Annotated in this window: 25 protein-coding genes, 1 tRNA gene and 2 pseudogenes; 18 read left to right on the top strand and 10 right to left on the bottom strand. The window is 57.2% G+C overall.

The genetic code is table 11. The annotated features are described in order from the left end of the window. Window positions 1–40 precede the first annotated feature (40 nt). Window positions 41–658 carry a bifunctional phosphoserine phosphatase/homoserine phosphotransferase ThrH gene (thrH, locus tag BFQ01_RS07355; protein WP_065924794.1) on the bottom strand — a complete coding sequence of 206 codons (618 nt, stop codon included), beginning with the start codon at window positions 656–658 and terminating at the stop codon, window positions 41–43. A gap of 151 nt (window positions 659–809) precedes the next feature. Here thrH and BFQ01_RS07360 point away from each other — a divergent pair, with 151 nt between their 5' ends. The 3 genes from BFQ01_RS07360 to BFQ01_RS07370 all read left to right on the top strand — a co-directional run bounded on the left by BFQ01_RS07360 (window position 810) and on the right by BFQ01_RS07370 (window position 4390). Continuing rightward, window positions 810–1544 (top strand): phosphoadenylyl-sulfate reductase, encoded by a 735-nt coding sequence (locus BFQ01_RS07360; protein ID WP_027603661.1) that lies wholly within the window; start codon window positions 810–812, stop codon window positions 1542–1544. A 574-nt stretch (window positions 1545–2118) separates the two neighbouring features. Continuing rightward, window positions 2119–3648, top strand: coding sequence for an NCS1 family nucleobase:cation symporter-1 (locus tag BFQ01_RS07365; protein WP_065924795.1), 1530 nt, complete (start codon window positions 2119–2121; stop codon window positions 3646–3648). A gap of 13 nt (window positions 3649–3661) precedes the next feature. Beyond that, window positions 3662–4390, top strand: coding sequence for an aspartate/glutamate racemase family protein (locus BFQ01_RS07370; RefSeq protein ID WP_027603659.1), 729 nt, complete (start codon window positions 3662–3664; stop codon window positions 4388–4390). A gap of 13 nt (window positions 4391–4403) precedes the next feature. Here the strand turns inward: BFQ01_RS07370 and BFQ01_RS07375 are convergent, their stop codons facing one another. Next, the gene (locus BFQ01_RS07375) at window positions 4404–5327 is read right to left on the bottom strand and encodes a LysR family transcriptional regulator (protein ID WP_065924796.1); all 924 of its coding nucleotides are present in this window, start codon (window positions 5325–5327) and stop codon (window positions 4404–4406) included. Between the two features lie 126 nt (window positions 5328–5453). On the opposite strand from BFQ01_RS07375, the gene BFQ01_RS07380 reads away from it, so the two are divergent. After that, window positions 5454–6200 carry a 3-oxoacyl-ACP reductase family protein gene (locus tag BFQ01_RS07380; RefSeq protein WP_027603657.1) on the top strand — a complete coding sequence of 249 codons (747 nt, stop codon included), beginning with the start codon at window positions 5454–5456 and terminating at the stop codon, window positions 6198–6200. A 48-nt stretch (window positions 6201–6248) separates the two neighbouring features. Here the strand turns inward: BFQ01_RS07380 and BFQ01_RS07385 are convergent, their stop codons facing one another. Next, window positions 6249–6938 carry an HAD-IA family hydrolase gene (locus tag BFQ01_RS07385; RefSeq protein ID WP_053132697.1) on the bottom strand — a complete coding sequence of 230 codons (690 nt, stop codon included), beginning with the start codon at window positions 6936–6938 and terminating at the stop codon, window positions 6249–6251. A 259-nt stretch (window positions 6939–7197) separates the two neighbouring features. Here BFQ01_RS07385 and BFQ01_RS31230 point away from each other — a divergent pair. The 9 genes and pseudogenes from BFQ01_RS31230 to BFQ01_RS07425 form a co-directional block, all read left to right on the top strand. Then, window positions 7198–7449 (top strand): annotated as a pseudogene (locus BFQ01_RS31230) (type II toxin-antitoxin system RelE/ParE family toxin); the annotation flags it as partial. After that, on the top strand, window positions 7433–7759 hold the full coding sequence (locus BFQ01_RS07390) for a helix-turn-helix domain-containing protein (protein WP_065924797.1): 327 nt from the start codon (window positions 7433–7435) through the stop codon (window positions 7757–7759). The pseudogene BFQ01_RS31230 and the gene BFQ01_RS07390, both read left to right, overlap by 17 nt. A 49-nt stretch (window positions 7760–7808) precedes the next feature. Next, window positions 7809–8174, top strand: coding sequence for a DUF2784 domain-containing protein (locus tag BFQ01_RS07395; protein ID WP_065924798.1), 366 nt, complete (start codon window positions 7809–7811; stop codon window positions 8172–8174). Between the two features lie 54 nt (window positions 8175–8228). Then, entirely contained in the window at window positions 8229–8807 is a 579-nt protein-coding gene (locus BFQ01_RS07400; protein WP_065924799.1) for a DUF4337 domain-containing protein, read from the top strand. Between the two features lie 91 nt (window positions 8808–8898). Next, window positions 8899–9234, top strand: a complete 336-nt coding sequence (locus tag BFQ01_RS07405; protein WP_032887540.1) for a hypothetical protein — start codon at window positions 8899–8901, stop codon at window positions 9232–9234. Window positions 9235–9296: 62 nt separating this feature from the next. Then, on the top strand, window positions 9297–10337 hold the full coding sequence (locus BFQ01_RS07410) for a DMT family transporter (RefSeq protein ID WP_065924800.1): 1041 nt from the start codon (window positions 9297–9299) through the stop codon (window positions 10335–10337). A 338-nt stretch (window positions 10338–10675) separates the two neighbouring features. Continuing rightward, window positions 10676–10945 carry a short-chain dehydrogenase gene (locus tag BFQ01_RS07415; RefSeq protein ID WP_065924801.1) on the top strand — a complete coding sequence of 90 codons (270 nt, stop codon included), beginning with the start codon at window positions 10676–10678 and terminating at the stop codon, window positions 10943–10945. 1291 nt (window positions 10946–12236) lie between these two features. Next, a complete protein-coding gene (locus BFQ01_RS07420) occupies window positions 12237–13448 on the top strand; it encodes an HNH endonuclease (protein WP_141691253.1) in 1212 nt (403 codons plus the stop codon). A 114-nt stretch (window positions 13449–13562) separates the two neighbouring features. Continuing rightward, on the top strand, window positions 13563–14600 hold the full coding sequence (locus tag BFQ01_RS07425; RefSeq protein WP_141691254.1) for a hypothetical protein: 1038 nt from the start codon (window positions 13563–13565) through the stop codon (window positions 14598–14600). A gap of 86 nt (window positions 14601–14686) precedes the next feature. Here the strand turns inward: BFQ01_RS07425 and BFQ01_RS07430 are convergent, their stop codons facing one another. Further along, entirely contained in the window at window positions 14687–15658 is a 972-nt protein-coding gene (locus tag BFQ01_RS07430; RefSeq protein ID WP_065924804.1) for a hypothetical protein, read from the bottom strand. After that, a pseudogene (locus BFQ01_RS07435) lies at window positions 15631–16011 on the bottom strand (hypothetical protein); the annotation flags it as partial. The pseudogene BFQ01_RS07435 and the gene BFQ01_RS07430, both read right to left, overlap by 28 nt. A 233-nt stretch (window positions 16012–16244) precedes the next feature. Here BFQ01_RS07435 and BFQ01_RS07440 point away from each other — a divergent pair. Beyond that, entirely contained in the window at window positions 16245–17408 is a 1164-nt protein-coding gene (locus BFQ01_RS07440; protein ID WP_065924805.1) for an Arm DNA-binding domain-containing protein, read from the top strand. 197 nt (window positions 17409–17605) lie between these two features. After that, window positions 17606–18067 (top strand): hypothetical protein, encoded by a 462-nt coding sequence (locus BFQ01_RS07445; protein ID WP_065924806.1) that lies wholly within the window; start codon window positions 17606–17608, stop codon window positions 18065–18067. A gap of 89 nt (window positions 18068–18156) precedes the next feature. Here BFQ01_RS07445 and BFQ01_RS32825 read toward each other — a convergent pair whose 3' ends face one another. Next, window positions 18157–18585 carry a hypothetical protein gene (locus BFQ01_RS32825; protein WP_256097707.1) on the bottom strand — a complete coding sequence of 143 codons (429 nt, stop codon included), beginning with the start codon at window positions 18583–18585 and terminating at the stop codon, window positions 18157–18159. Between the two features lie 220 nt (window positions 18586–18805). Continuing rightward, window positions 18806–18895 (bottom strand) — tRNA-Ser (locus BFQ01_RS07455). A 336-nt stretch (window positions 18896–19231) separates the two neighbouring features. Here BFQ01_RS07455 and BFQ01_RS07460 point away from each other — a divergent pair. The 3 genes from BFQ01_RS07460 (at window position 19232) to BFQ01_RS07470 (ending at window position 21970) form a co-directional block, all read left to right on the top strand. After that, window positions 19232–19924 carry a crotonase/enoyl-CoA hydratase family protein gene (locus BFQ01_RS07460; RefSeq protein WP_065924808.1) on the top strand — a complete coding sequence of 231 codons (693 nt, stop codon included), beginning with the start codon at window positions 19232–19234 and terminating at the stop codon, window positions 19922–19924. Window positions 19925–20136: 212 nt separating this feature from the next. Then, entirely contained in the window at window positions 20137–20859 is a 723-nt protein-coding gene (locus tag BFQ01_RS07465; protein WP_065924809.1) for a lysophospholipid acyltransferase family protein, read from the top strand. Between the two features lie 139 nt (window positions 20860–20998). Then, window positions 20999–21970: a magnesium and cobalt transport protein CorA gene (locus tag BFQ01_RS07470; RefSeq protein ID WP_027603646.1), complete on the top strand. Its 972-nt coding sequence runs from the start codon at window positions 20999–21001 to the stop codon at window positions 21968–21970. Here the strand turns inward: BFQ01_RS07470 and BFQ01_RS07475 are convergent. From BFQ01_RS07475 to BFQ01_RS07485, 3 genes are all read right to left on the bottom strand, one after another. Beyond that, window positions 21967–22692 (bottom strand): amidotransferase, encoded by a 726-nt coding sequence (locus BFQ01_RS07475; RefSeq protein WP_027603645.1) that lies wholly within the window; start codon window positions 22690–22692, stop codon window positions 21967–21969. The two genes, BFQ01_RS07470 and BFQ01_RS07475, sit on opposite strands and share 4 nt — an antisense overlap. A gap of 94 nt (window positions 22693–22786) precedes the next feature. Beyond that, window positions 22787–24931, bottom strand: a complete 2145-nt coding sequence (locus BFQ01_RS07480) for a 3-hydroxyacyl-CoA dehydrogenase NAD-binding domain-containing protein (protein ID WP_065924810.1) — start codon at window positions 24929–24931, stop codon at window positions 22787–22789. 15 nt (window positions 24932–24946) lie between these two features. Next, the gene (locus BFQ01_RS07485) at window positions 24947–26152 is read right to left on the bottom strand and encodes an acetyl-CoA C-acetyltransferase (protein ID WP_065924811.1); all 1206 of its coding nucleotides are present in this window, start codon (window positions 26150–26152) and stop codon (window positions 24947–24949) included. Between the last annotated feature and the right edge of the window lie 221 nt (window positions 26153–26373).

Genomic DNA, 26373 nt, shown 5'->3' on the forward strand with positions numbered 1-26373 from the left:
AGCAAGCCCCCGATAGGGCCATCAGCCGAACCGAAAGAAATTACAGGCTCAACGGCCGATTCGACGCCCTGATGAACTCTTTCTTCAAATCTTCAAACGTATGCACCGCCGGGAATTGTGGGAATTCGCGGATCACATTGTCCGGCGCATGGAACAGAATCCCGCGGTCGGCCTCGCCCAACATGGTGGTGTCGTTGTAGGAGTCGCCCGCAGCGATCACGCGGTAGTAGAGGGTCTTGAACGCCAATACCGACTGGCGCTTGGGGTCTTTCTGGCGCAGTTGGTAGCTGACCACGCGGTCGTTTTCGTCGGTGATGAGACGGTGGCACAACAAGGTCGGGAAACCCAGCTGGCGCATCAGCGGCTGGGAGAATTCGTAGAAGGTGTCGGACAGGATCACCACCTGGAAGCGCTCGCGCAGCCAGTTGACGAACTCGATGGCACCGTCCAGCGGCTTGAGGGTGGCGATCACTTCCTGGATGTCGGCGAGCTTGAGCCCGTGTTCGTCGAGGATGCGCAGGCGCTGCTTCATCAGCACGTCGTAGTCGGGAATGTCACGGGTGGTGGCCCGCAGGGATTCAATACCGGTTTTTTCGGCGAAGGCGATCCAGATTTCCGGCACCAGCACCCCTTCCAGGTCGAGACAGGCAATTTCCACAAGACACTCCCATTAGATGTTGTTAGTTGAGCGAGCAAAAGGACTGCCGAACTCTAGCGATTCAAGCCCGCCGCCGCAACGCAGGGCGGATTTTGATACCATCGCTCCCCTATAGAGCGCTCAGCGCCATTGACCTGTAGGAACCGTCCTGATGAACCAAGCCTTCGACGTCGTTGAACTCGCCACGACTTATGCCAACAAGTCTGCCCAGGACATTCTCAAGCTGGCGTTCAGCCAGTTCGGTGATGACCTGTGGATTTCCTTCAGCGGCGCCGAGGATGTGGTGCTGGTGGACATGGCCTGGAAGCTGAACAAGAACGTCAAGGTGTTCAGCCTCGACACCGGTCGCCTGCACCCGGAGACCTACCGGTTTATCGAGCAGGTGCGCGACTTCTACAAGATCGACATCGAACTGATCTCGCCAGACCAGAGCAAGCTGGAACCCTTCGTCAAGGAGAAAGGCCTGTTCAGCTTCTACAAGGACGGCCATGGCGAATGCTGCGGCGTGCGCAAGATCGAGCCGCTGCGCCGCAAGCTTTCCGGCGTCAGCGCCTGGGCCACCGGCCAACGCCGCGACCAGAGCCCCGGCACCCGCAGCCAGGTGGCGGCGCTGGAAATCGACACCGCCTTCTCCACCCCGGAACGTACCCTGTACAAGTTCAACCCGCTGGCGCAGATGACCAGCGAGGAGATCTGGGGTTACATCCGCATGCTGGAGCTGCCGTACAACAGCCTGCATGAGCGCGGCTTTATCAGCATCGGCTGTGAGCCGTGCACCCGTCCTGTGCTGCCGAACCAGCACGAGCGCGAAGGACGCTGGTGGTGGGAAGAAGCCACGCAGAAGGAATGCGGGCTGCATGCCGGGAATATCATCAGCAAGGCTTGAAGTTGATGCTGTAAAAAATGTGGGAGGGAGCTTGCCCTGATGCTAGTCAGTTGAGGCTTTTTGTAGGAGCGAGCTTGCTCGCGAAAAACTCACAGGCGCCGCGTTCATTCAGGAAGCACGCGTTATCGTTGACGTTTTTCGCGAGCAAGCTCGCTCCTACAGGAGGCGATGTACGCTTAACTGACTGGTATTAGGGCAAGCCCCCTCCCTCATTTTGTTTTGGGTTGAGTGTTAGAGATGTACACATAGATGTAACCATCGGTGCCATTTATGTGTGCAATTTTTCTTCAGCCGCACCATAACGTAACACCTCCCCCCTCCCCTCGGTTGGCCTGGTGAATCACAGGCTGACAACGCAAAAATAAATAGCTGTTCAATCGGTCAATTTATATCTCTTCAAATTCAGCCAGTTATTTAACTAACCTATAAAAACGAAATTACCCAGGACTTTCATAGATCCAAAGCTGGCACGCATGTGGCTTAAGGTGAAATACGCCTTGTATACAATAAATACAAAACCTACATACACTTTGCCATCTGCAGCGCCTCGGCAGATGTGCCGGAGCCTGCCGGAATGCGTACAAGCCTCTCGAATAACATCGCACTGGATCTGCCCTCCTCCACCCTGAACCCGGACGCCGCAAGCCCCGGCCCCCTGGTGCTCAGCCCGCGCCTGCACAACAAGGACCTGGCGCCCACCAAGGTCGAAGGCCGACGCTGGGGGCGCTACAGCATCTTCGCGCTCTGGACCAATGACGTGCACAACATCGCCAACTATTCGTTCGCCATCGGCCTCTACGCGCTGGGCCTGGGCGGCTGGCAGATCCTGTTGTCCCTGGGCATCGGCGCGGCGCTGGTGTACTTCTTCATGAACTTGTCGGGGTATATGGGCCAGAAGACCGGCGTGCCGTTTCCGGTGATCAGCCGCATCAGTTTCGGCATTCACGGCGCGCAGATCCCGGCGTTGATCCGCGCCGTGATAGCGATTGCCTGGTTTGGTATCCAGACGTACCTGGCGTCGGTGGTTTTCCGCGTACTGCTGACGGCGATTCATCCGGGCTTTGCCGACTATGACCACAACTCGATCCTGGGACTATCGACCCTGGGTTGGGCCTGTTTCGTGGCGATCTGGTTCGTGCAACTGGTGATCCTCGCTTATGGCATGGAGATGGTGCGCCGCTATGAAGGCTTCGCCGGGCCGGTGATTTTGCTGACGGTGGCGGCGCTGGCCGGTTGGATGTACTTCCAGGCCGGCGGCCACATTGCCTGGTCGATCCGCGAACCGCTGAGCGGCGGCGAGATGTGGCGCAATATCTTTGCCGGTGGCGCGTTGTGGCTGGCGATCTATGGCACGCTGATCCTCAACTTCTGCGACTTCGCGCGCTCTTCGCCGTGCCGCAAGACCATCCTCGTCGGCAACTTCTGGGGCCTGCCGGTGAATATCCTGGTGTTTGCCGCCATCACCGTGCTGCTGTGCGGCGGGCAATTCCAACTCAATGGCCGAGTGATCGAAAGCCCGACTGAAATCATTGCAGCCATCCCCAATACCTTCTTTCTCGTGCTGGGCTGCCTGGCGTTCCTGATCGTGACCGTGGCGGTGAACATCATGGCCAACTTCGTCGCGCCGGCCTTTGTGCTGAGCAACCTGGCACCCAAATACCTGAACTTCCGCCGTGCCGGCTTGATCAGCGCCACCGTGGCCGTGCTGATCCTGCCGTGGAACCTCTACAACAGCCCACTGGTGATCGTGTATTTCCTCTCCGGCCTGGGCGCGCTGCTGGGGCCGCTGTACGGGGTGATCATGGTCGATTACTGGCTGATTCGTAAAAGCCAGGTGGACGTACCGCAGCTGTATAGCGAAAACCCGAATGGCGTTTATTACTACAGCCGTGGGGTGAATATGCGTGCAGTGGCGGCGTTTATTCCTGCAGCCGTGATCGCCATCCTGCTGGCGCTGTTGCCGGGATTTGCCAGCGTCTCGCCGTTTTCCTGGTTGTTTGGCGCCGGTATTGCAGGGTTGCTGTACCTGCTGATCGCCAAGCGCCAGCCGTTCTACGCCGATGTCAGCGGCGAAAGCATTGCCGTCGATAACGTCAGTCACTGAGTAAGGACCTTCCATGCGTATCCTCGTGGTCAACGTCAACACCACCGAATCCATCACTGAAACCATCGCTCAACAGGCGCGGTCCGTGGCCTCGCCGGGCACCGAGATTGTCGGGCTCACGCCCTACTTCGGCGCGGAATCGGTGGAGGGCAACTTTGAAAGCTACCTGGCCGCCATCGCCGTAATGGACCGGGTGATGGCCTACGACCAACCGTTCGATGCGGTGATCCAGGCCGGCTACGGCGAGCACGGCCGGGAAGGCTTGCAGGAGTTGCTGAATGTGCCGGTGGTGGACATCACCGAAGCGGCGGCCAGCACCGCAATGTTCCTGGGCCACGCCTACTCCGTGGTCACCACCCTGGACCGCACCGTGCCGCTGATCGAAGACCGCCTGAAACTCGCCGGCCTGTACCAGCGCTGCGCCTCGGTGCGCGCCAGCGGCATGGCGGTGCTGGAACTGGAGGAAGACCCGCTGGCCGCCATGGAAGCCATCGTGCGCCAGGCGGAACTGGCCATCCGCGAGGACAAGGCCGAAGTGATCTGCCTGGGTTGCGGCGGCATGGCCGGGCTGGATGAGCAGATTCGCCAGCGCACCGGCGTGCCGGTGGTGGATGGGGTGACGGCGGCGGTGACCATCGCCGAATCCCTGGTGCGGCTGGGGTTGTCGACGTCGAAGATCCGCACTTACGCGACGCCTCGACCGAAGCAGGTGATTGGCTGGCCAACTCGGTTCGGCCGCTGATCTGCGCCTGGTTTCAGATTGCGCTGAACCTCTGGCCCAGCTTCTTCTCGGCAAACTGCTCGATGATGAAATCCACAAACGCCCGGGTCTTGCCGGGCAGCAGTTTGTGCTCCGCGTAGTAGATGGAAATATTGCCGTCGTCGACACACCAGCCGGGCAACACGCGCACCACCGCGCCACTGTCAAGGAACGGCACGGCCATGGGCATGCTCACCAGCGCAATCCCCAGGCCCTGGGCGCTGGCACAGCAGGCGGCTTCGGAGTCGCTCATGGTCATGCCGGGCTTGAGCACCAGCGGGCGGTGTTCGCGCGCGACACTGGTCAATTGCCAGGACCGGATACGCCCGGTTTGCGGCGAGCGGATCAGAATGCCCTTGCAGCGCGACAAGTCTTCGGGCTCGCGCACCGGCGGGCGCTGCGCCAGGTAATCCGGCGAGGCCACCAACACCCGATGCGCCGGCGCCAGCTTGCGCGCCACCACCCCTTGGGGCAGCTCAAAACCGCCACCGATGGCGGCATCGAAGCCCTGGCCGATCAGGTCCACCTGGCGGTTGTCGAAATGCCAGTCCGGGCTGATATCCGGAAAGCGCGCCATGAACGCCCCCAGCAACGGCACCACGTAGCGATTGCCAAACACGGTGCCCATGCTGACCTTGAGCGTGCCCACCGGCCGGCCTTCGGCGCTGGCCAGGTTAGCCACGGCATTCTGGATGGTGGTGAGGCTGCCGCTGACTTCGGCCAGGAACAACTTGCCGGCTTCGGTCAGGGCCAGACGCCGGGTGCTGCGCTGGAACAGCCGCACGCCGAGGCGCACCTCCAGCTTGGCGACGCTTTTGCCGACCGCCGCCGGGGTCAGGCTCAGGTGCCGGGCCGCCTCGGCAAAGCTGCCGCCTTCGGCGCTGCGCACAAAGCATTCGATACTGCCAAAGCTTTCCATAACGCCACACTCTAAACTTTTGGTTTACACAGACTATAGCAATCACGGTCTACCGGCAGCGGCGAGCGAGGTCGATACTCGGCTCCAACAACAGGGCATTGCGCCTTGAATGACCAGGAGATCGACATGACCACACACAACCTCAGCGGCAAAGTCGCCTTGATCCAAGGCGGTTCCCGCGGCATCGGCGCCGCCATCGTCAAGCGCCTGGCAGCACAGGGTGCAGCCGTTGCCTTTACCTACGTCAGCTCGGCCGCCAAGGCTGAAGCCCTGCAGCACAGCGTGATCAGCGAAGGCGGCAAAGCCCTGGCGATCCACGCCGACAGCGCCGATGCCACTGCGATTCGCAACGCGGTCAACGCCACCGTGGAAGCCTTTGGCCGCCTGGACATCCTGGTGAATAACGCCGGCGTGTTGGCCATCGCACCCTTGGAGGACTTCAAGCTGGAAGACTTCGACCAGACTTTGGCGATCAACGTGCGCAGCGTGTTTATCGCCACCCAGGAAGCCGCCAGGCATATGGGTGAAGGTGGCCGGGTGATCAACATCGGCAGCACCAATGCCGAGCGCATGCCGTTTGGCGGTGGTGGCCCGTACGCAATGAGCAAGGCGGCGCTGGTCGGTTTGACCAAGGGTTTGGCGCGGGACCTGGGGCCGCGCGGCATCACCATCAACAACGTGCAACCTGGGCCGGTGGACACCGATATGAACCCGGCAAACAGTGATTTTGCCGAGAGCCTGATCGGGTTGATGGCGGTGGGCCGTTACGGGCACGTGGAAGAGATTGCCAGTTTCGTGGCATATCTGGCCGGGCCGGAAGCGGGGTATATCACCGGTGCCAGCCTGACTATCGATGGTGGCTTCAGCGCATAACCCAATGTGGGAGCGGCTTGCCCCCTCCCACCTGTTGACCTTGTTGGTTCAGGAGATGGGGGGCAGGCCATAGGCCGCCAGGTCGAAGTCCGCAAGCTTGCGGATGATCTGGTCGGCATGCTGGTACTTGCTGTCGGCCATGGCTTCATCGGGCACGGCGATGGCGGTCATATGGGCGGCCTTCGCCGCCGTTACACCAAACGGCGAGTCTTCGAACACCAGGCAATCCTCGGGCGCAACGCCCAGGCGGCGCGCGGCGGTAAGGAAGATGTCCGGCGCCGGCTTGGCGGCACCGACTTCCGGGTCGTCAGCGGTGACGATGGTGTCGAACAAACCAAACCACTCGCGGTGCAAGGTGGTTTTGTGGCCAAACGAATTGCGCGACGAACTGGTGCCCACGGCAATCGGAATGTTGTGCGCCTTCAAGTGCCGCACCAGAGCTTCCGCGCCAGGCATGCCCAAGGCCTTGGGAAAGCGCTCGCTCATCAGCGGTTCGCGAATTTCGAGGAATTCAGCCGGGGTAATCGGCAGGTCCAGCGCCTTGACCACATAGTCGGCCAAATCCTGGGCGCCGCGCCCGATGATGTGCTGCTTGATGCCCCAGTCGTAGGTTCGGCCGTAGCGTTCAGCGATGATCTGCGTGACTTCGGTGTAGATGCCTTCCGTATCCAGCAATAACCCGTCCATATCGAAAATCACGGCCTTGATCGGACCGACTGCGGTACGCGGTGCATTCATCACTACAAACCCTGGAAGAAGGACTAAATGGATTCAGCACAATAACGGCCTGGGTTACCTGCAAGCAACCTTCGCGGCCAGGTATTGAGTCGGCACAGGACTGCAGTCTGTGTGCGATCAGTGATTCATACCGGGCAACAGTTTTACCCGCCCGCCTGCGATGCGGCCGTCTAGGGTTTGTAGGAACAGAGCGTTCGGCCGATAGCTCTCCTTTGAAAAATACCCCTTGCAAACCTTATAAAAGACTTATTAACCTCTGATGAACTCAATCCACTGGACCCGAAAAACCGTCAAGCAATTGCTTCGATTGCATTCGTATCATCAGCAACAAGTACGCGATGCCGTCTTCGCGCTTGAACGCATGCCCGAGGCAGTCAACGTCAAGGCGTTGGTCAACCACCCCCACGGTTACCGATTAAGGGTGGGTCATTACCGAGTCCTTTTCGACTGGGACGGCAATATCCAGGTAGTCAGCATTCAAGAGGTCAAGAAACGTGACGAGCGAACCTACTGCCATACAGATCATCCACAATACGGAGGGCAAGCCAGCCTTCGTGGTGATCCCTTATGAACACTATCTGGCCCGGCAGAACGATCCAAACCTCATTCCTCACGCGGTCGTCAGCCGCCTGGTAGATGGAGCCACTCCGATCCGAGCCTGGCGCGAACACCTGAACCTGACCCAGGAAGAAGTCGCCCAACGCCTGGGCATTTCCCAATCCGCATTTGCCCAGCAAGAGGCGGTGAACAAACCTCGCCGGACGACGCGGGAAAAGATTGCCAAGGCATTTGGCATCAACCCCGGTCAACTGGAGCTATAGCCTCAACGGGACAGTCCGCGCCTTCAGTCACCTAAAAGCGAAACCAAACATGCTCTATCGTCTAGCCGCAGACAGCCTCGTGCTGTTCCACCTGTGCTTCATCCTGTTCGTACTGTTTGGTGGGCTGCTGGCGCTGAAATGGCGCCCGGTTATCTGGCTGCACTTACCCGCCGCTGCGTGGGGCGTGGCGGTCGAAGTGTTCCACCTGCCCTGCCCGCTGACCCGCTGGGAAAACCTGTTCCGCCACCTCGCCGGGCAGGACGGTTATGGCGGTGGGTTTATCGAGCATTACATCCTCACACTGATCTACCCGGCCGGGCTGACGCCACAGATCCAGCTGGGCCTGGGCGCATTGGTGCTGGCGATCAATATTGCGGTGTATGTGCGCTTGATCCGGCGTTACGTACAGGCTTGAGACAGCTTCACTGGTGAAGAATCAGACTCCCTCAGTCCCTTCACCGGCGCCACCATGTCCGAAGCCTTCGAAGTCCCCAGCCCCCACGAAAAACACCTCGAACACACCACCGAACACGCCCACGCCCACGGCGACAGTTTCGCCAGTCGCATCGCCGTCATGACCGCACTGATGGCCACCCTTGGCGCCATGCTCAGCTACCAGGCCGGCTCCACCGAGAGCGAAGCGGCGATGGACAAGAACAACGCGGCCATCATCAAGACCGAAGCCGCCAACCAGTGGAACTACTACCAGGCCAAGTCCAGCCGGCAGAACCTGGCGGAACTCGCGACCCATATTCCCGGTGTGGATGCCGCCCATTACAAGGATGAGATCGAGCGCTACAAAAGCCAGAAGGAAGAGGTACGCAAGCAAGCGGAGAAACTAGAGGCGACCTCAAAGGAATGGGATGAAAAATCCGAGCAGGCCCTGCACCAGCACCATCGTTGGGCCCAGGCGATGACCGCGATTCAGATCGCGATTTCGCTGGCGGCGATTACGTTGTTGACGAGGAGGGAGTGGTTGAAGCGCATGTCCTATGCGGCGGCGGGTGTGGCGGTGGTGTTAGGTAGCCTGGCGTGGTTGCATATCTGACAGGGGAAGATTGATTTCAATCCCTTGCCGGGGCGATTAAAGTGCAGCCCCCGAGAATTGAATCTCGGGCTTTAGTCCATGGAGTTTCCCAGTGAAGTACATCAGTAAAGTGGTTGCAGCAGCCGTTCTCGGTTTCACCCTCGCAGGTTGCACCGGCACCGCCATCAAATCCCCGCAATACGACAGCAGCCAGTACACCGTGCTGGGTCACAGCGAAGCCAGCGCCACCGGCATCATGCTGTTCGGCGTGATCCCGATCGGCCAGAACAGCCGTTTCGTGCGCGCCCAGGACGCCGCCATCAAGGCAAAAGGCGGCGATGCGCTGATCAACACCCAAGTGCAGGAAAACTGGTTCTGGGCCTGGGTGCTCAGCGGTTACACCACCAAGATTTCCGGTGATGTGATCAAGCTGAAAACCGCGCAGTAAAATCGCTCGGGCTTTCAACTGAGCCCGCGACGTATCATGGGCCAACCTTTCGAGGATGGCCCATGAACCTCAGTATCCTCTATGCACTCGCCGCCGCCGCCCTGTTCGGCGCCAGCACCCCGCTCGCCAAACACCTCGGCCTGGGCCTCTCGCCCGTGCTGCTCGCCGGCCTGCTCTATCTTGGCAGTGGCGTCGGCCTCGCTGGTGTGCGCGTTATTCGTGATCGCGGCTGGAAACCCTCCGGGCTAACCCCTTCGGAATGGCCCTGGCTGCTCGGCGCCATCGCATTCGGCGGCATCCTCGGGCCCGTCGCGTTGATGTTCGGCCTGACCCGCACCGCTGGCGCCACCGCCTCCCTGATGCTCAACCTGGAATCGGTGCTGACCGCCGTTATCGCCTGGGTCGTGTTCAGGGAAAACGCCGACCGTCGCATCGTCCTGGGGATGATCGCCATCGTGCTGGGCGGCGTGGTGCTGTCGGGGGCCGACGGCGGTGGCACCAGCCATGACTGGACGGGGCCGCTGGCGGTTGCCGTGGCGTGCCTGTGCTGGGGGATCGATAACAACCTGACGCGCAAGGTGTCTGCATCGGACGCGCTGTTTATCGCCGGGGCCAAGGGGTTGATTGCGGGGCTGGTGAATGGCGGGTTGGCGCTTTATCTCGGGGCGCAGATCCCGGGCATGGCGCGGCTTGCACCTATCTTGCTGGTGGGTTTTCTGGGCTATGGCATCAGCCTGGTGATGTTCGTGCTGGCGTTGCGCGGACTGGGCAGCGCACGCACGGGAGCCTATTTTTCCACCGCGCCGTTCCTGGGTGCTGCGATTGCGGTGCTGTTGTTGGGTGAGTCAGTGACGCTGGCGTTCTGGATTGCCTCAGCGCTGATGGCCGTGGGGGTTTGGCTGCACCTGACGGAACGGCATGCCCATGAACATCAGCATGACGCGACGGAACACGGGCATCGGCATGTACATGATGAACACCATCAGCATGAGCACGGGTTTGCGTGGGATCCGGCGGAACCCCATAGCCATGTGCATGTGCACAGTCCGCTGAGGCACAGCCATGCGCATTTTCCGGATGTGCATCATCGGCATAGGCATTGAAGGGAGATGTATTGCGCAGCAGCAATAGATTTGAGCAACTTCCTACAAAGCTCTCAGAAGCGCCACTCTCCCACTTCAAAACCGCCCAACCTATAGTCCCTCGGTCGCTGACATGGCGATCGGGTTTGGCGACTCGAGGATAAATCGACAGATGCCTCCCGGCGATTTGCGGGATGCTTCTGCGCGCAATAAGCTGCTCGATGGTAGCTGTGCGTGGGAGACCTTCGGGTCTGCCGGTTTTTCCGATTGTCCCGGTTCGCCAACCTGCGTACAGCTGCCACCCTTTTGTTTGGCGACAAATGTGTGGTTGCTACCCTTCGACAACCGGAGCTCCACATATGAACCAATACATGGCCCTAACCAGCAATGACAGTGCCACACCTGCGCTTTTTGTCGATACAACCGCACCACTGGAAATCCTCCTCGACGCCGCGACCTATCGACTGCGTGCCGTGACACAGGTCCTAGAGAACCTTGCGCTGCGCGGTGAAATAAATAGCGATGCGGTCGTACTCAGCGATTTTGCCTTACTGTGCTCAATCCCGTTACGCGATGGGTGTGACTTGCTGGACGTCATAGGGCGAAGGATGGATACGCCAAGCGAATGATTTGAATTAGGTTAGTGTTTCAAACCCCAGAAATCACAAAACCCCTGGTTTCTCTCGAAACCAGGGGTTTTGTTTACATCGAATTTGGCGGTGAAGGAGAGATTCGAAACTACCCGTTTGCAGTTTTCGAAACCAAGCCCCCCGGTTTACAAGGGCTGCAGCCCGGTGGTGCGCGCAGGATCTGTCCCATGGCAGTCCCATGGCTTAAATGCACCAGGTTGCAGAAAACGGTCACGACAGGCGTTTTGAACGATTTATGTTGAGGCATGGGAAAAAGGTAATTTTGGTAATGAGCTGTGAAAAACCGGATAAACCCTAATAAAATCAGTTAGTTGATATGGTTTTATAGAGGTAATAATAGGGTAAGTAATAGGTTAGAAAATTACTTTCAGTGCTAGTAATGCCAGTGAGCCGCCAAACCCAGTAAATTGGGGGCTTGAACAAAATATTACCTCTCTCGTTACCTAATATTACCCTCCAAGGTAATGGCTGAAAGCCACGCCCTACAAGGGCTCCAGCCCGTTCTGACCTGCCAATTACTAAAATTACCCTTTTCCCACCCCTCGCCTGAAAAAAAGCCATCCGCCCACCGCTTCCGCGTTTTTTCCATACGCTATTGATTGGGACTGACAGCCTGAAATTGATGGTGATGCTGTGCGATGCCTCAGAGTGCTGGAAACCCAGATAGGCTGGGCCTCACAGTCGGTTTTGCGTAGGATTCGAGAGCAGCTGGTTGACCTCAGATATGAACGGTGCCGAAAACGAAAACACCACCTGCAGCCAGTTTTCACAACCGTAGTCCCCGTAAACTGGACACCTCGCCTCGGTGACCAGTCCCCTGCCGCCCCGTGACACATGTGCAAGGCCACTGCACTTTTTTGCAAAGCCTTGCACTCTGTGCAATTGCGAAACATCCCCCAGCCCCCGCAGCGGGCTTGGGCGGGAGCCGCGTTTGCAACCCACTCCCCGTTTGCACAAAAAAGGGACACAAAGCCCGTCGGCGGGAGGGGGATAAGTGCTTTTTCTCAAGATTTTTTCTTCGGTGGCAGGTTTTCGGCCTGCCATGGCTTGGCATGTACCGTCAGCAGTTCCTCGGGTGGATGTCGGGATGCCGCTCGAGCGAGATCCACTGCCGCGCCAACTAGATGCTACGCTCTCGAGGATGGCGGTGACCGGCTTTGTTCTGAACGGGATAAAGTATGCTGATGGGTGCGTTTATGCGCAGTCCTGGTGGTGTCGATTAAGCTAGATAATAAGAAAACAGAAGGGCATAACATTGAGCGTAAATTGCGTGTATTGCGGTGAAGATAACAAATTCAACAGTGAGCATATGTTTCCAGCAGGACTAGGCGGGGATGACAACTCATTCCTGCTTACCGACTGCGTTTGTAAAAAATGCAACGATTATTTCTCAACACTTGAAGTAGAGCTCTCGCGCAAAACCCCTAGCGCCCTTGCAAGGCTCATTCATCAAACATCAGGGCGAGATAGGGGGGCGAAGACCAGCGAACCTATTATGCAGGTTGAAAACAGCTATATCATTGATACAGACGGAACTCTCCTAGAGACCAAAATCTCTGCAAAAATGAAGACAACACTCGTCCCTCAGGTTCACATAAAAGGGAAAGTAATTAATTTCACCGCAACAGACCCTGACGAACTGGAAGAATTTCTTCTTCAACTTAAAAAAACCTTAAATGAAAAAATAGTTCATATAATTGAAAAAACATCTGGGGCGGAAGGGAACGGTTTTTTTGTTCGAATGGTTTCGTTGGACGGGCCGGCAATGACCTTCGGTGAGACTTTCGCGCCCGAAAAACCACCTAAAAACTCCATTTGGATAAAAGAAGGAGTAGAACGTACAAAGCGAGCGGTGGATAATTCTTTGACTTATTTAACCCCTCGCTTCTACCATCACAATGGTAAGTCAATCACTTATAAATCTGGCGACTCATCAAAGATTCTCGAAGACCTAGCAAAAGTTCGACAATTCGTAAATCGACGCGATGAAACAGTGAGCTTTACAGACACGACGATTGACCAGCCGCTTGTTAGTGTAGAGATGGGTTTTGACTATCGCAAAGTCACCCAAGCATTCGCTAAAATAGGAATGAATTTCATTATTTACCTGGCAGGCGCTAAATATGCAAGCGACCTGGGTTTCCTGAACATCAAGACAAAAATTAGGCAAGGAACTTCAGATATAAAAGTTAATGCCCTTGATTCATCCGACCCATTTTATCAAACTCTAAGCTCTCTGCCTGAAAACACTCACTGCATGGCACTGCACAACTTCCCACAGGCCGAATGTAGATCCGCATTTTTTTTCCACTTAAAATTGTATGGCGGTGTAACAGTTGAAGTGATCCTGTCTGAAAACGCACCTACTCCGCCATGGGGCGCAGAAACAAAATTCGCCTTAATCCACTTCAATGAGCACAGGATCGAGATCCTTGGCGAAAGAGAGTTTTTTTCTTATCATGCATCGACAGCTCCTGAATAACAGCGCCGCATACATCAACGGCGTTGCCTATATGCAAAGTAATATAGTGTCGAGACTCATGACTCGTCTCAACACGCACCATAACTGGATGCTTATTCAAAAAGGATTTCCATGGTGAAGTATGAGAAAACCCTTATAAAGTTGTGCAGGCATCCAAAACTCACTCCTGAGTTGATAGTCGCAGCTTTTAACAAGCACGAAGACAAAGACGTGGATGTCAACGCTAAAAATTTAGAAAGACCAGGCTTTGAAATAGCTACCGACGAAGGCTTATGTTTTGTAACAGAACGCCCAATTTCATATTACAACGAAAAATGGGCACGAGTTACGTGGACGCAGGAAGCGGCGCTAACGTTATCATTGCCCGTGCCACTTCATTTTGTAGGTGAAGGCGAGTTTATAAAAGAACTCTTTAAAATGCGCAACTCTGAGAACCCAAAAGATGCGGCAGATTACTGGCTCAATGAATATTTTGCCCCTGAAATCGCAGCCGCTTACTTTAACAAATATTTTTCGACTAGCGACTCCCTTAAAGAGTATAGAACAATCGTATTCGAAGCGATTGAAGCATATTATCTTGGGATGGACCACGTAGCGACTATGTCCCTTATCCCAGTATTTGAGGCAGGACTGCGGAATATCCAAGACTCTAAACTTGGCACTAAACCAAACAATGTTAGCGCAGAAGTCTTTGAGCAAAACCTGAAGGAAATTATAAAACAATGGGGACGAAGAAGATTAGAAGCATACGCCTGGTATCCAGGAAAAAACTATAACTCAGCAATCGAGATCGATTTTCTGACTCACATATGCCCCCAATCTGACGTGATGAACGCATTCAGAATCTTCTTTAAAGACGTACTCTACAAATCAAGCTCTGGAAACAATGACGGCTTCAACCGCCATCTTATAATCCATCTATTAAAGAATGACTTTAAAAATCCAGCAAACTTCGTAAGAATATTTATCTGCTTGACGCACATAGTATTCATTGAAAGCCTCGAAAACCCGAATGTCCCCTTCTTCTGGCGCGGAATAGATGCCGAAGACAGGAAAATGGCAGAATACTTTATTGAAATTTCGGAGAAGCTTGGCAGCCCCCGTCGTCCAATACTAAAGTCTTTAGGCATCGACGGATACGAAAAACCATGAATAACAGCTCAGCTGAATACAAAAGGAGCAGCATGAAGGATGCATAGCCGAATTAATATCGATTAACTGACGCCGCTTTGATCCTCTTAGGAAGTAACCGGCGCTAGTGAGGCATGCAGTTCCCTTGCTTGAGCTGCATCAGCCATAAATTCTGCGGCATTTGAAGGCACTGGACTTGCCCCATGAACATGACTAGCAATATGACCAGCCATCTGCTCGAGCAACTCCAAGGCATCGCATAACACTTGAAAGATGTTGACGCTTTCTGACCCCATCCAGTTTTTAGGTGATTGCAGGCGCTGACTGACTGCCGTCACGCTCTCGCGCATGCCCTGAATCCTTTCCTCCATATCGCCGCCCACCGTGGCGTTATGCTTCTGCCCTACCACTAAATTCAAGTCTCGCCCGGTAGCCTGGTGCAGATCATCCACCGCCGCCAAGCTCGCAGATCCACCCGACAGCAGCTTGAGTGCCCCCAGCGCCTCGATCTTCTTTATCCCACCCACCGACTCAGTTGAATGGTCGTCCACCGTCCTGGTGTGGCTCTGGAAGCTCTCAGTGTTCTGCATCGCCTCCACTTCCCGCTCGATCGCCTTATCTTGGATCTTGCCGTCCGTTTGGCGCAGCCAGTTACCGTCGGCGTCGACACGCTGCTGGCAAGCTTCGCTGTGCTGCCACACCTGGTCGCCCTTCGGCACCCGGGGCAGGCTCAGGCCGTGGGGCAGGATCTGCGTGATAAAGGGCTTATGCGGCAGACCATAGGCAAAGCTGACCACCACGGTGGTGCCCTCTTCCGGGAAACCGAACATGCCTGCCTCTTGTCCGCCCATCGGTGCCGGCAGTGGCAGGCCGGTCAGGATCGGCAGTGCTGGATCCGGCTCGCCATCAGGCAGCAGCACCTCCACGTCGACGCCAAAGCGCGGTCGGAAGTCATCACACAGGCCTGGCGCCGCCGGCGCATCCGGCACGGCCACCACCCGGCCAAAGCGTGGCAGGTGGTAACCGCCGGTAAGTTCGGGAAATTGCCGCTCTACGCTGCGACGGATTGCGTCGTCCATTTGATCGCCATTTGGTTGCCGGCAAAGGTCACGCTGGTGATCCTCTCGCCCTGGTTGATGGTTGCACCTGGTCGTAGTCCTGGAAGGGCCGCGATCATTGCGCTCTGGTTGCCCTGGTAGCCGTCGAATAGTTCAACAGGCAGCTGCAGCGGCGAGCGGATGCCAAAGAAGCTGTCGGCCCAACTGCCCACGAACACCTCGCCGTCGCCCTGCTGCTGCCAGATAAAGTCGGGAATGTTGAAGACGCTCGCCAGGCTGTCCATTGCCAGATAGCCGGCAGCCAGGCTGTAGAAAAACGGGGCTTTGACCTTGGCGTAGGTCTTGTCCGGCACCCGGAAGCGAAGGCCGGTCTGGAACATTGACTACACCAGTGTTTGCGACCAATGCGGCAATTGGCGCGTCCAGGGCAGTCACTTGAAATGCAGCCGGCTGCGCCAGCTGCAGAACGCCCATCTACGTAGCCACAAGCCTAAACGGTAAGCAGTGTCCACCAGAAGATGCGCTACCAGATACTTGGCCCGGAAACGGGCCTTTTTGTTTCCGATCGTCAGACTGTCGATACACAAGCACAGCGTTAGGGGTTTACATGAGTGGGGTCGAAGCTCGCGGGAAATCCGTGAGAATCTATTTTCAATACAACGGGGAGAAATGCCGGGAAGCAATCCCGGGCGGCAACACGCCGGCCAACGTGGCCCAGGCTAAGCGCATGGTCGAAATCATCGAGTACGAAATTCAGGCCGGCACCTTCGATTACGCACGGCACTTTCCCAACTCGGTCAAGTTGGTGGAAAACACATTCGGCCATTACCTGGACCTGTGGTTAAAGATCAAAGCCAACAGCGTCGCGGCTTCCAGCTATCGGGGTTACGCCAACAAGGCGGAGGTTCACGTACGGCCACGCTGGGGGAAGGTACAAATCCAGAATATCGACCACCTGGATCTGCAGGAATGGATACAGGTAACCCTGTCGAAAACGCTCAAAAACAAGACCATCCGCGACATCATCAGCAACGTCCTCCAGGTGTTCCGGCTCTATCGCACCAGGATGAAAGTGGCGCACGACCCGACCGAGGGTTTAATGGTGCGACTGCCAGATCCCGAAGCACCCGACCCGTTCACCAGGGCGGAAATCAAACAGATCCTGGAAACCCACACCAACCGCACGCAGGAGCTTTTGATGGTTCAGTTCATGATATGGGCCGGCCCCCGGGTGTCCGAGACCATTGCCCTGGCTTGGGAGGATGTCGACCTGGAGCAAGGCACGGTGACGTTCCGTCGGTCAAAGGTGCGCGGGGCTTACCGGGTGACCAAAACCCGGCGATCAACGCGCAAGGTCCATCTACTAGCTCCGGCCTGGGATGCTCTGCAGAAGATCGATGCACTCAATCGAAAAAAGAAGGCGGAAACCGTTGATATCGTAGAGCGGGATAACAAGACAGTGCGGCAACATAAATTGCACTTTGTGTTTCTGAATACGAAAAGCGGCCTGCCGCACGTCAGCGACTTCGTGGTACGGGACAGGTTTTGCAAGGCTCATTTGCTCGCTGCCGGGGTTCGCTATCGCGGACCTGGTCAGTGCCGGCATACGTACGCAAGTCAGCTGCTGACCACAGGGATAGCTTCAATTGACTGGATTGCCGAGCAGATGGGGCATACCAACGGGAACATGATCCGTCAGCACTACGGGACGTGGATCAATGAGAACGGGCCGGATGTTGTGGGGATGCTGCAGTTAGCGTTAAAGCTCTGACCGAATATCTCTATGCTTAAACTTGGTCATCTATATAGCGATGCAGACGCTGACGTTTGAAAAGCATCAGCGCCGCGCCTCTGGAACTAAAATCATACGAAGCACCAACAGATCGCGCGCTCATCTGGTAGAAAAATCAATTCGGCCGCTACACTACACCCTCACACCAATTAGGTGGCCTTGCGATGGAATCAATAATGGCAATGGGATTAGGTGACAAGCTGAACCTAATTGGCCTCGCCTGCGCTGTAACGGGTGGGTTAGTAGCAATCGTGGGTACAATTTTGATGTATGTCGGAGCTGGCATGACCGGGGAAAGTGTATTCCAGTCACTGAGGAAGACTCAGTTGGTTGCAGAGCAGTCGACCGTGAAGCAAAGGGAGCATTGGATGCCTGATCATCGAGTAGAGCTAGATAAGTTTATTCCTCCTACTGCGACGCATATTTCTATTGCTTACCGAATGCACTCCGCAGACACACGAGTACCATTGATGATGAGAATTTCGACTAGGGATGGTGGGGAAGGACTGCTTGCTTATGCATCAGGGGAAATGGGAAACGTAGAACTGATGCTGGAAGGAAGTGAAGCTTTTGTCAGCGTCTCTCATCCGTCGATAGAATGGACTATCAACGCAGCAGGATGGACTGATTCAATCTAGATACTTCCAATGACAAACAAAAAGGCTCCGGCACAAAATCAAGTGTCGGAGCCTTTTATATAAGCAGTCTCTTATGAGTAACGCGCCCCTTAAGCTAGGGTAGCGCCCAACTCTGCCAAACTTTTACGCGTGCTGGGCTGGTCCGAGAAGCCCAGGTGGTACTCCGCGTATTGACTGGTTCCGTCCTGCATAACGCATACCGCCAGAATCACCCAGCCCTTATCTAACAGTCCTTGTGCCTGGGTAATGCCGTTCACGGTGCGCAGCTGCTTAATATCTTCAATCGCCATCGGTACAACTCCTTTTGAATGATAGCCCATTGTAAGCACAGCCGCCGGTACCGGGGCAGGCCTTCGATGAAATGTCGAAACCGCCAGCTCCGAAAACGGATTGGCATAGGTAATTGGCTGTGCCACTGGGCCGCTGACCACCGGCCCGAGCAACGGGATGTGCGGCCGGCACGATCGCGCTGCGCGCGGCATGGATTGGGCTTTAAGATCAATCGAAGTAAAAGTCATGGTGCTGCCCCTCCTGGGGCTGGTTAGCTGTAAGCCACCAGTGTAAGGCGGGGGTTTTCGGCGTTTTTGGTGGGGTTTCCCATTTCAACAAGCGTAGCTCAGCACCTAGCGAAAAAACCCATCTGTCCCAGATCTGTCCCATATGGCCAATTTTCAGACGCCAAAAACCACAAACCCCCGACTTTCTCTAGGAAAATCAGGGGCTTGCGTTTTAAGAATGTGGCGGTGAAGGAGAGATTCGAACTCTCGATACAATTTCTTGTATACACACTTTCCAGGCGTGCTCCTTAAGCCACTCGGACACTTCACCGTATCTCGTCAAACCAGTTCAGTCTGTCGAGGCGCGCTAATGTAGTCGAAAGCCTTTCTGATGGCAAAGGTTTTTTTCAGAATTTTCATGCGGTTAGACGGCTATGCCGGTAGTCGCCCGGCAAGGGGTGGTGATTCTGCCATTCTTGGGCATGGGCGGCCTGTGTCTGGGGTCGGTGTTGCGCCCTGCCCCAGGCCTTCCAGTGCTCTCCTTGCGGGGAAAGTCTGACTGGGCAGTCAGTCACGGCGCTTTACCGGGGCGGGCGTGGTGGGTAACGTCTGCGCATGCGCCTTTATAAACAGCCTCTCTATAACAAATCCTACAAGGAACCGCGTCATGAGTGAGTTGATTGCTTACCACCTCGAAGACGGTATCGCGACCCTGACCCTGAGCAACGGCAAGGTGAATGCCATTTCTCCGGATGTGGTCAGTGCGTTTAATACAGCGCTGGACCAGGCCGAGAAAGATCGGGCGGTGGTGATCATCACCGGCACGCCGGGGATCCTGTCGGGTGGTTATGACTTGAAGGTAATGACAGCCGGCCCTAAAGAAGCCATCGGCCTGGTGACGTCGGGCTCGACGTTGGCGCGTCGCCTGTTGTCCCACCCGTTCCCGGTGATTGTGGCGTGCCCTGGGCATGCGGTGGCCAAGGGTGCGTTCCTGTTGTTGTCGGCGGATTATCGGATTGGGGTGGAAGGCCCGTTCAGCATTGGCCTGAATGAGGTGGCGATCGGCATGACCATGCACCACGCCGGTATCGAGCTGGCGCGGGACCGTCTGCGTAAGTCGGCGTTTCATCGGTCGGTGATCAATGCCGAGATGTTTGACCCGCAAGGCGCATTGCAGGCCGGTTTCCTCGACAAGGTGGTGGCACCTGAAGAGCTGCAGGCGGCGGCGCTGGAAGCGGCACGTCAGTTGAAGAAGCTGAATATGAACGCCCATAAGCACACCAAGCTGAAGGTGCGTAAGGCGCTGCTGGAGGCGTTGGATGAGGCAATCATCCAGGATCAGGGGCATATCCTGAGTTAAGCCCTACAACCGAAACATCGAAGCCCGACCTTGCGTCGGGCTTTTTCGTACAAATGAATCCGAAACATCTTTAGCCACTCTAGCCTGCCTATATCGGCACATGTTGAAACATGTGCTTAAACATCGCCTATCTCCTACCTCTTTACGGGTAATTGCCGAATTCAGTGCACATCCGTACACTGCGCCACCTTTTATCCCGATGGGCCGTGTCGATGCTTTTTCTGTTACGCATGTTATTGATGGGCCTGCACTTTATGGTGGCCGGTGTACTGGGCGTGCTGCTCGGGGCCTGCCGGCCGTTCAACCCGGACAACAGCCGCTTGTGTGCGCGTCTCTATGCGCTGCCGGCCATGTGGATCCTGCGGCTGAAGGTGAAGACCGATGTAGACTCCCTGCGCAACAAGCCTGGTACGTGTGTGATCATCGCCAACCACCAGTCCAACTATGACCTGTTTGTGCTGGGCACCGTGGTGCCCCATCGCACTGTGTGTATCGCCAAAAAGAGCCTGAAATGGGTACCGCTGTTCGGCCAGTTGTTCTGGCTGGCGGGCAATGTGCTGATCGACCGCGGCAATGCGCACAAGGCACGTCGCGCGATGCTCACCACCACTCATACGTTGCAGCATCAGGACACGTCGATCTGGGTGTTTCCGGAAGGCACGCGCAACCTGGGCAAAGGCCTGTTGCCGTTCAAGAAAGGCGCGTTTCATATGGCCATCGCCGCTGGCGTGCCCATCGTGCCGGTGTGTGTCAGCAATTACGTCACCCATATGAAGCTCAATCGCTGGAACAGCGGTGATGTGCTCATACGTTCGTTGCCGCCGGTTCCTACTGCGGGCCTGACTTCGGATGACATCCCGCAGTTGATGCAGACCTGTCAGGCGCAGATGGATGAGTGCATTGCTGCGATGGATCGCGACGTGCAATCTGCCTGAACACCTTCCGAGGGGCCTGGCCCCCCACGCAAACAAGCTTGCTCGTCACAAAAAGCGAGCACCTGCAAACGCCGCAACGGAACGTCATTCAAGCTAAGCTGCCCAACACCTGTCCTCCTAATAAGAAGTGATCAGCACCATGGGTAGAGTTGTTGCGGCCGCCGTGTACAGCGCCGGAAAGAAAGTCACTGATATCACCCTCGACGAAGGCGCGGCCTGGGCCGCCAAACCCGGGCATTTTGTGTGGATCGGCCTGGAAGAGCCCAACGCGCAGGAGCTGGCCAACCTGCAACGCCAGTTCAACCTGCATGAACTGGCCATCGAAGATGCCCTGGAAAAACACAGCCGCCCCAAGCTGGAAACCTTCGGCGACGCACTGTTTATCGTCACCTATTCACCGGTGCGCGAGAACGGCAAGCTGGAGTTTATCGAGACCCATATCTTCGCCGGCAACGGCTACATCATCACTGCGCGTAACGGCCATTCGGCGTCCTACGGCTTTGTTCGGCAACGCTGTGAGGCTCGGCCGTTATTGCTGGAGCATGGGGAAGATTTCGTACTCTATGCCCTGCTGGATTTTGTCACCGAGAACTACCAGCCGGTCAGCGAGGCGATCCACGCCGAGATCGATGAACTGGAGCACAACGTGCTATGCAGCTCGCTGAGCGAGCGCGATATCCAGAAGATCCATGGCCTGCGCCGCGACGTGCTGCGACTCAAGCGCTATGTGGCGCCGATGGTGGAGATCAGCCAGGAACTGCAGAAGCTGAGCTTCCCGTTTATCGACAAGAACATGCGCCCGTATTTCCGTGACGTGCAGATCCACGTCACGCGGCAAATGGAAGACCTCACCACCCTGCGCGATATCGCCAGCCAGACCATCGAGATCGGTGTATTGCTCGAAGCGTCGCGCCAGAGCGTGGTGCAGCGCAAGTTTGCCGCGTGGGCGGCGATCCTGGCGTTCCCCACCGCGGTGGCGGGGATTTATGGGATGAACTTCCAGAACATGCCCGAGCTGCAATGGCACTACGGCTATTTTGCTGTGCTCGGGTTTATTGCGTTCGGTTGCACGGGCTTGTGGGCCAGTTTCAAGCGCTCGGGCTGGCTTTAAACCCGGGCCTCAGGCTTGTGCGCCACGAAGCGCATCATCCATTCCGCCACGGTCACGCCGTGGTGGTCGCGCGCCAGGCTGGCGACGCCGTTTGTGTAGACTTTTTCACCCAGGGTCGTCTGAAGAATCTCCAGCAACTCGCGGGAATAATCATGGATAAATTCCGGGTGCCCCTGGAAGCACAGCACCTGGTCGCCGATGTGATAGGCGGCGAACGGGCAAAACTCGCTGGAGGCGATGACCGTGGCATTGTCCGGCAAGGTGGTGACCTGGTCCTGGTGGCTGATCAATAGCGTCAGCTCTGGCACTTCAGGGCTCATCCACGGCGCCTTGGTATCCAGTTTGTAATCGTGAATGCCCATGCCCCAGCCCTGGCCAGCGCGCTCGGCCTTGCCGCCCAGCAGCAGCGCGAGCAATTGATGGCCGAAGCAGATGCCCAGCAACTTGTCGCCGCGCTCATAGCGTTCGAGCAGGTAGGTCTTGAGGGTCTGGATCCAGGGGTCGGTGCCGAAGGAATCGGCCTTGCTGCCGGTCACCAGGTAGGCGTCGAACACTTCGTCGTCCGACGGGTATTCGCCCTGCACCACGTTGTACACAACGAATTCGGCGGCAATCGGCTGCTTGGAGAACAGGCGCTTGAACATCTGCCCGTAGCCTTGGTATTGATCGATCAAGCCTGGACGCAGGATATCGGTTTCCAGGATACAGACGCGTAGCGACATAAAAAATACCTGACACGGTGATGGGAATAATGCACACCCCAGAGCCTGCCTTGAAATACCCTGACAAGGCAAGCCCTGTACATGCCCAAAACCGTCAGAAGGTCGTGTTCTGCGCAGCTTTGTCGAGCAACAACGCCGGCGGCGAGAACCGCTCCCCATACTGTTCGGCCAGGTAGCGGGCGCGGGCGATGAAGTCATTGAGGCCGTACTGGTTGATAAACTGCAACGCGCCACCACTCCAGGCGGCAAAACCGATCCCGAAGATCGACCCCACGTTGGCATCCGCGGTGGACATCAACACGCCCTCCTCCACGCAGCGCACGGTCTCGATGGCCTGGATAAACAGCAAACGGTCGCGCACATCCTGCGCTGAAATGCGCTGGTCGGCTCGCTCAAAGCGCGCTTTCAATTCAGGCCACAAATGCTTCTGCCCGCCCGCCGGGTACTCGTAGAAACCTCCCCCCGCCGCCTTGCCCGCGCGTTTGTACTCGTTCACCAACAGATCAATTACCACCGTCGCCGGATGGCTTGGGACTGTTTTACCTTCAACCTGCAGATCCTTGGCAGCCTGCTGTCGGATATGGCTCATCAGGCTGAGGGACACTTCATCGGACACCGCCAGCGGCCCCACCGGCATACCCGCCTTGCGCGCCTCGGTCTCGATCATCGGCGCAGCCACGCCTTCGCCGAGCATGGCGATGCCTTCATGGGTGAAGGTGCCGAACACCCGCGAGGTGAAGAACCCGCGACTGTCGTTGACCACGATCGGAGTTTTCTTGATTTGCAGGACGAAATCGAACCCCCGGGCCAGGGTTTCGTCCGAAGTGCGGGCGCCCTTGATGATTTCCACCAGGGGCATCTTGTCCACCGGGCTGAAGAAATGCAGGCCGATGAACTTGCCTTGATCCGGCACCGCCGTGGCCAGGCCGCTGATGGGCATGGTAGACGTGTTGGAGGCGATCACCGCGTCGGCGCCGACCACATTGTGTGCGGCAGCCGAGACCTTGGCCTTGAGTTCACGGTCTTCGAACACGGCCTCGATGATCAGGTCACAGCCGGCCAGATCAGCATCCGAAGCCGTAGGATGAATCCGCGCGAGGGTGGTTTCGCGCTGCTCAGCGGTCAATTGCCCACGGCTGACCTTCTTGTCCAACAGCGCCGTCGAATGCGCCTTGCCCTTCTCGGCGGCCGTCAGGTTGATGTCCTTGAGCACCACATCGATACCGGCGCAGGCACTGACATAGGCGATGCCTGCGCCCATCATCCCGGCGCCGAGCACCCCGACCTTACGCGTCACGTAAGATGCAAAGCCCTGAGGCCGCGAGCTGCCGGCGTTGATTTCATTGAGTTGGAACCAGAAGGTGCCCATCATGTTTTTCGCCACCTGCCCGGTGACCAATTCGGTGAAGTAGCGGGTTTCAATCACATGTGCGGTATCGAAATCCACCTGCGCGCCTTCCACGGCGGCGCAGAGAATTTTCTCCGGGGCCGGGAAGCAGCCATGGGTTTTGCTGCGCAAAATCGACGGTGCGATGGCGAGCATTTGCGCCACTTTCGGGTGAGACGGCGTACCACCGGGAATTTGATAGGCCTTGTTGTCCCACGGCTGCCTGGCCTGCGGATTGGCGAGAATCCACGCACGGGATTTGGCCAGCAACTCAGTGCGGTCCGCCGCCAGTTCATCGACCAACCCGGCTTGCAGCGCTTGCTGGGGCCGGACTTTCTTGCCTTCGAGCAAATACGGCAAGGCCTTTTCCAGCCCAAGCATGCGCACCATCCTCACCACGCCACCGCCGCCTGGCAGCAGGCCAAGGGTGACCTCCGGCAAACCGAGTTGCACCGACTTGTCATCCAGCACGACGCGGTAGTGACACGCCAGGCAGATCTCCAAACCGCCGCCGAGGGCTGCGCCATTGACGGCGGCCACCACCGGCCTGCCGAGGGTTTCCAGGCTGCGCAGTTGCGCCTTCAACACCAGGACGCTGTCGTAGAAATCCTGGGCGTGGGCCTTGTCGACCTTGATCAGTTCATTGAGGTCGCCGCCGGCGAAAAAGGTCTTCTTCGCCGAGGTGATAACCACGCCGGCAATGTCGTCCTTTTCCGCCTGCAGGCGTGCGACGGTGGCCGCCATTGCCTCACGGTACGCGGCGTTCATGGTGTTGGCGCTCTGGCCGGGCATGTCGAGGGTCAGCACCACGATCTGGTCCTGGCCTTTTTCGTAACGAATGGCATCGGTCATGACAACTTCCTTGGCTCAGAGGCGTTCGATAACGGTGGCGATGCCCATACCGCCGCCAACACACAGGGTGGCCAGGCCGTAGCGCTGCTGGCGCACCTCCAGTTCGTCGAGCAGGGTGCCGAGGATCGCGCAGCCCGTGGCGCCCAGCGGGTGGCCCATGGCGATGGAGCCGCCGTTGACGTTGACGCGCGCGGCGTCGATGCCCATGTCCTTGATGAACTTGAGCACCACCGAGGCAAAGGCCTCGTTGACCTCGAACAGGTCGATGTCCTCCACGTGCAAACCTGCCTTTGCCAGGGCCTTGCGCGTGGCCGGCGCCGGCCCGGTCAGCATGATGGTCGGGTCGGTACCGGTGACCGCCGTGGCAACGATGCGTGCCCGCGGTTGCAGGCCCAGCTCGCGGCCCTTCGCTTCGGAGCCGATCAACATCAATGCGGCACCGTCGACAATGCCGGAGCTGTTGCCTGGTGTGTGGACATGGTGGATGCGTTCCACATGGCTGTAGACCCGCAACGCGGTGGCGTCGAAGCCCATCTGCCCCATCATTTCGAAGCTGGGCTTGAGCTTGCCCAGGCCTTCGAGGGTGGAATCGGCGCGAATGAATTCATCATGGTCCAGCAGCACGATGCCGTTCTGGTCCTGCACCGCGATCAACGACTTGTTGAAGGAACCGTCTGCACGCGCCCTGGCGGCTTTCTGCTGGGACTGTAGGGCAAAGGTATCGACATCCTCGCGGGTGAAACCTTCCAGGGTGGCAATCAGGTCGGCGCCAATGCCCTGGGGCGTGAAGTGACTGTGCATGTTGGTCTGCGGGTCGAGCACCCAGGCCCCGCCATCGCTGCCCATGGGCACGCGGGACATGGACTCCACACCGCCGACCACCACCAGGTCCTCAAAGCCGGAACGCACTTTCATCGCGCCGAGGTTAACCGCCTCCAGGCCCGAGGCGCAGAAGCGGTTGATCTGTACACCGGCGACGCTGACGGCCCAGTCCGCCACCAGGGCGGCGGTCTTGGCGATGTCGGCGCCCTGGTCGCCCACCGGGGTGACACAGCCGAGCACGATGTCATCCACCTGTTGGGTGTCGAGGTCGTTGCGTTGCCCCAGCGCGGTGAGCAGGCCGGCCACCAGGTTTACCGGCTTGACGCTGTGCAGGGCGCCGTCGGCCTTGCCTTTGCCGCGGGGCGTGCGTATCGCATCAAAGATCAAAGCTTGGGTCATGACGTCCTCGAACCATTGCGCAGTAATGCCCTTACCTTAGGCCCGATTGACACGGTTTCAATGACGGATGCGCTCATTGCTTTTGACCGCCACGCTCGGACGAACGGTAGGCACCTAAGGTAATTGCTGGATTAATCGTTTTAGCTGTCTAGCCAAGGCATTGGCGCCAAGATGGCGTTATGCCTCATGCCTTTTTAAGCTGAAATGCTGATTAGGTGATA

The organism is Pseudomonas sp. 8 R 14 (genome assembly GCF_900005955.1).
Classification (GTDB): domain Bacteria; phylum Pseudomonadota; class Gammaproteobacteria; order Pseudomonadales; family Pseudomonadaceae; genus Aquipseudomonas; species Aquipseudomonas marginalis.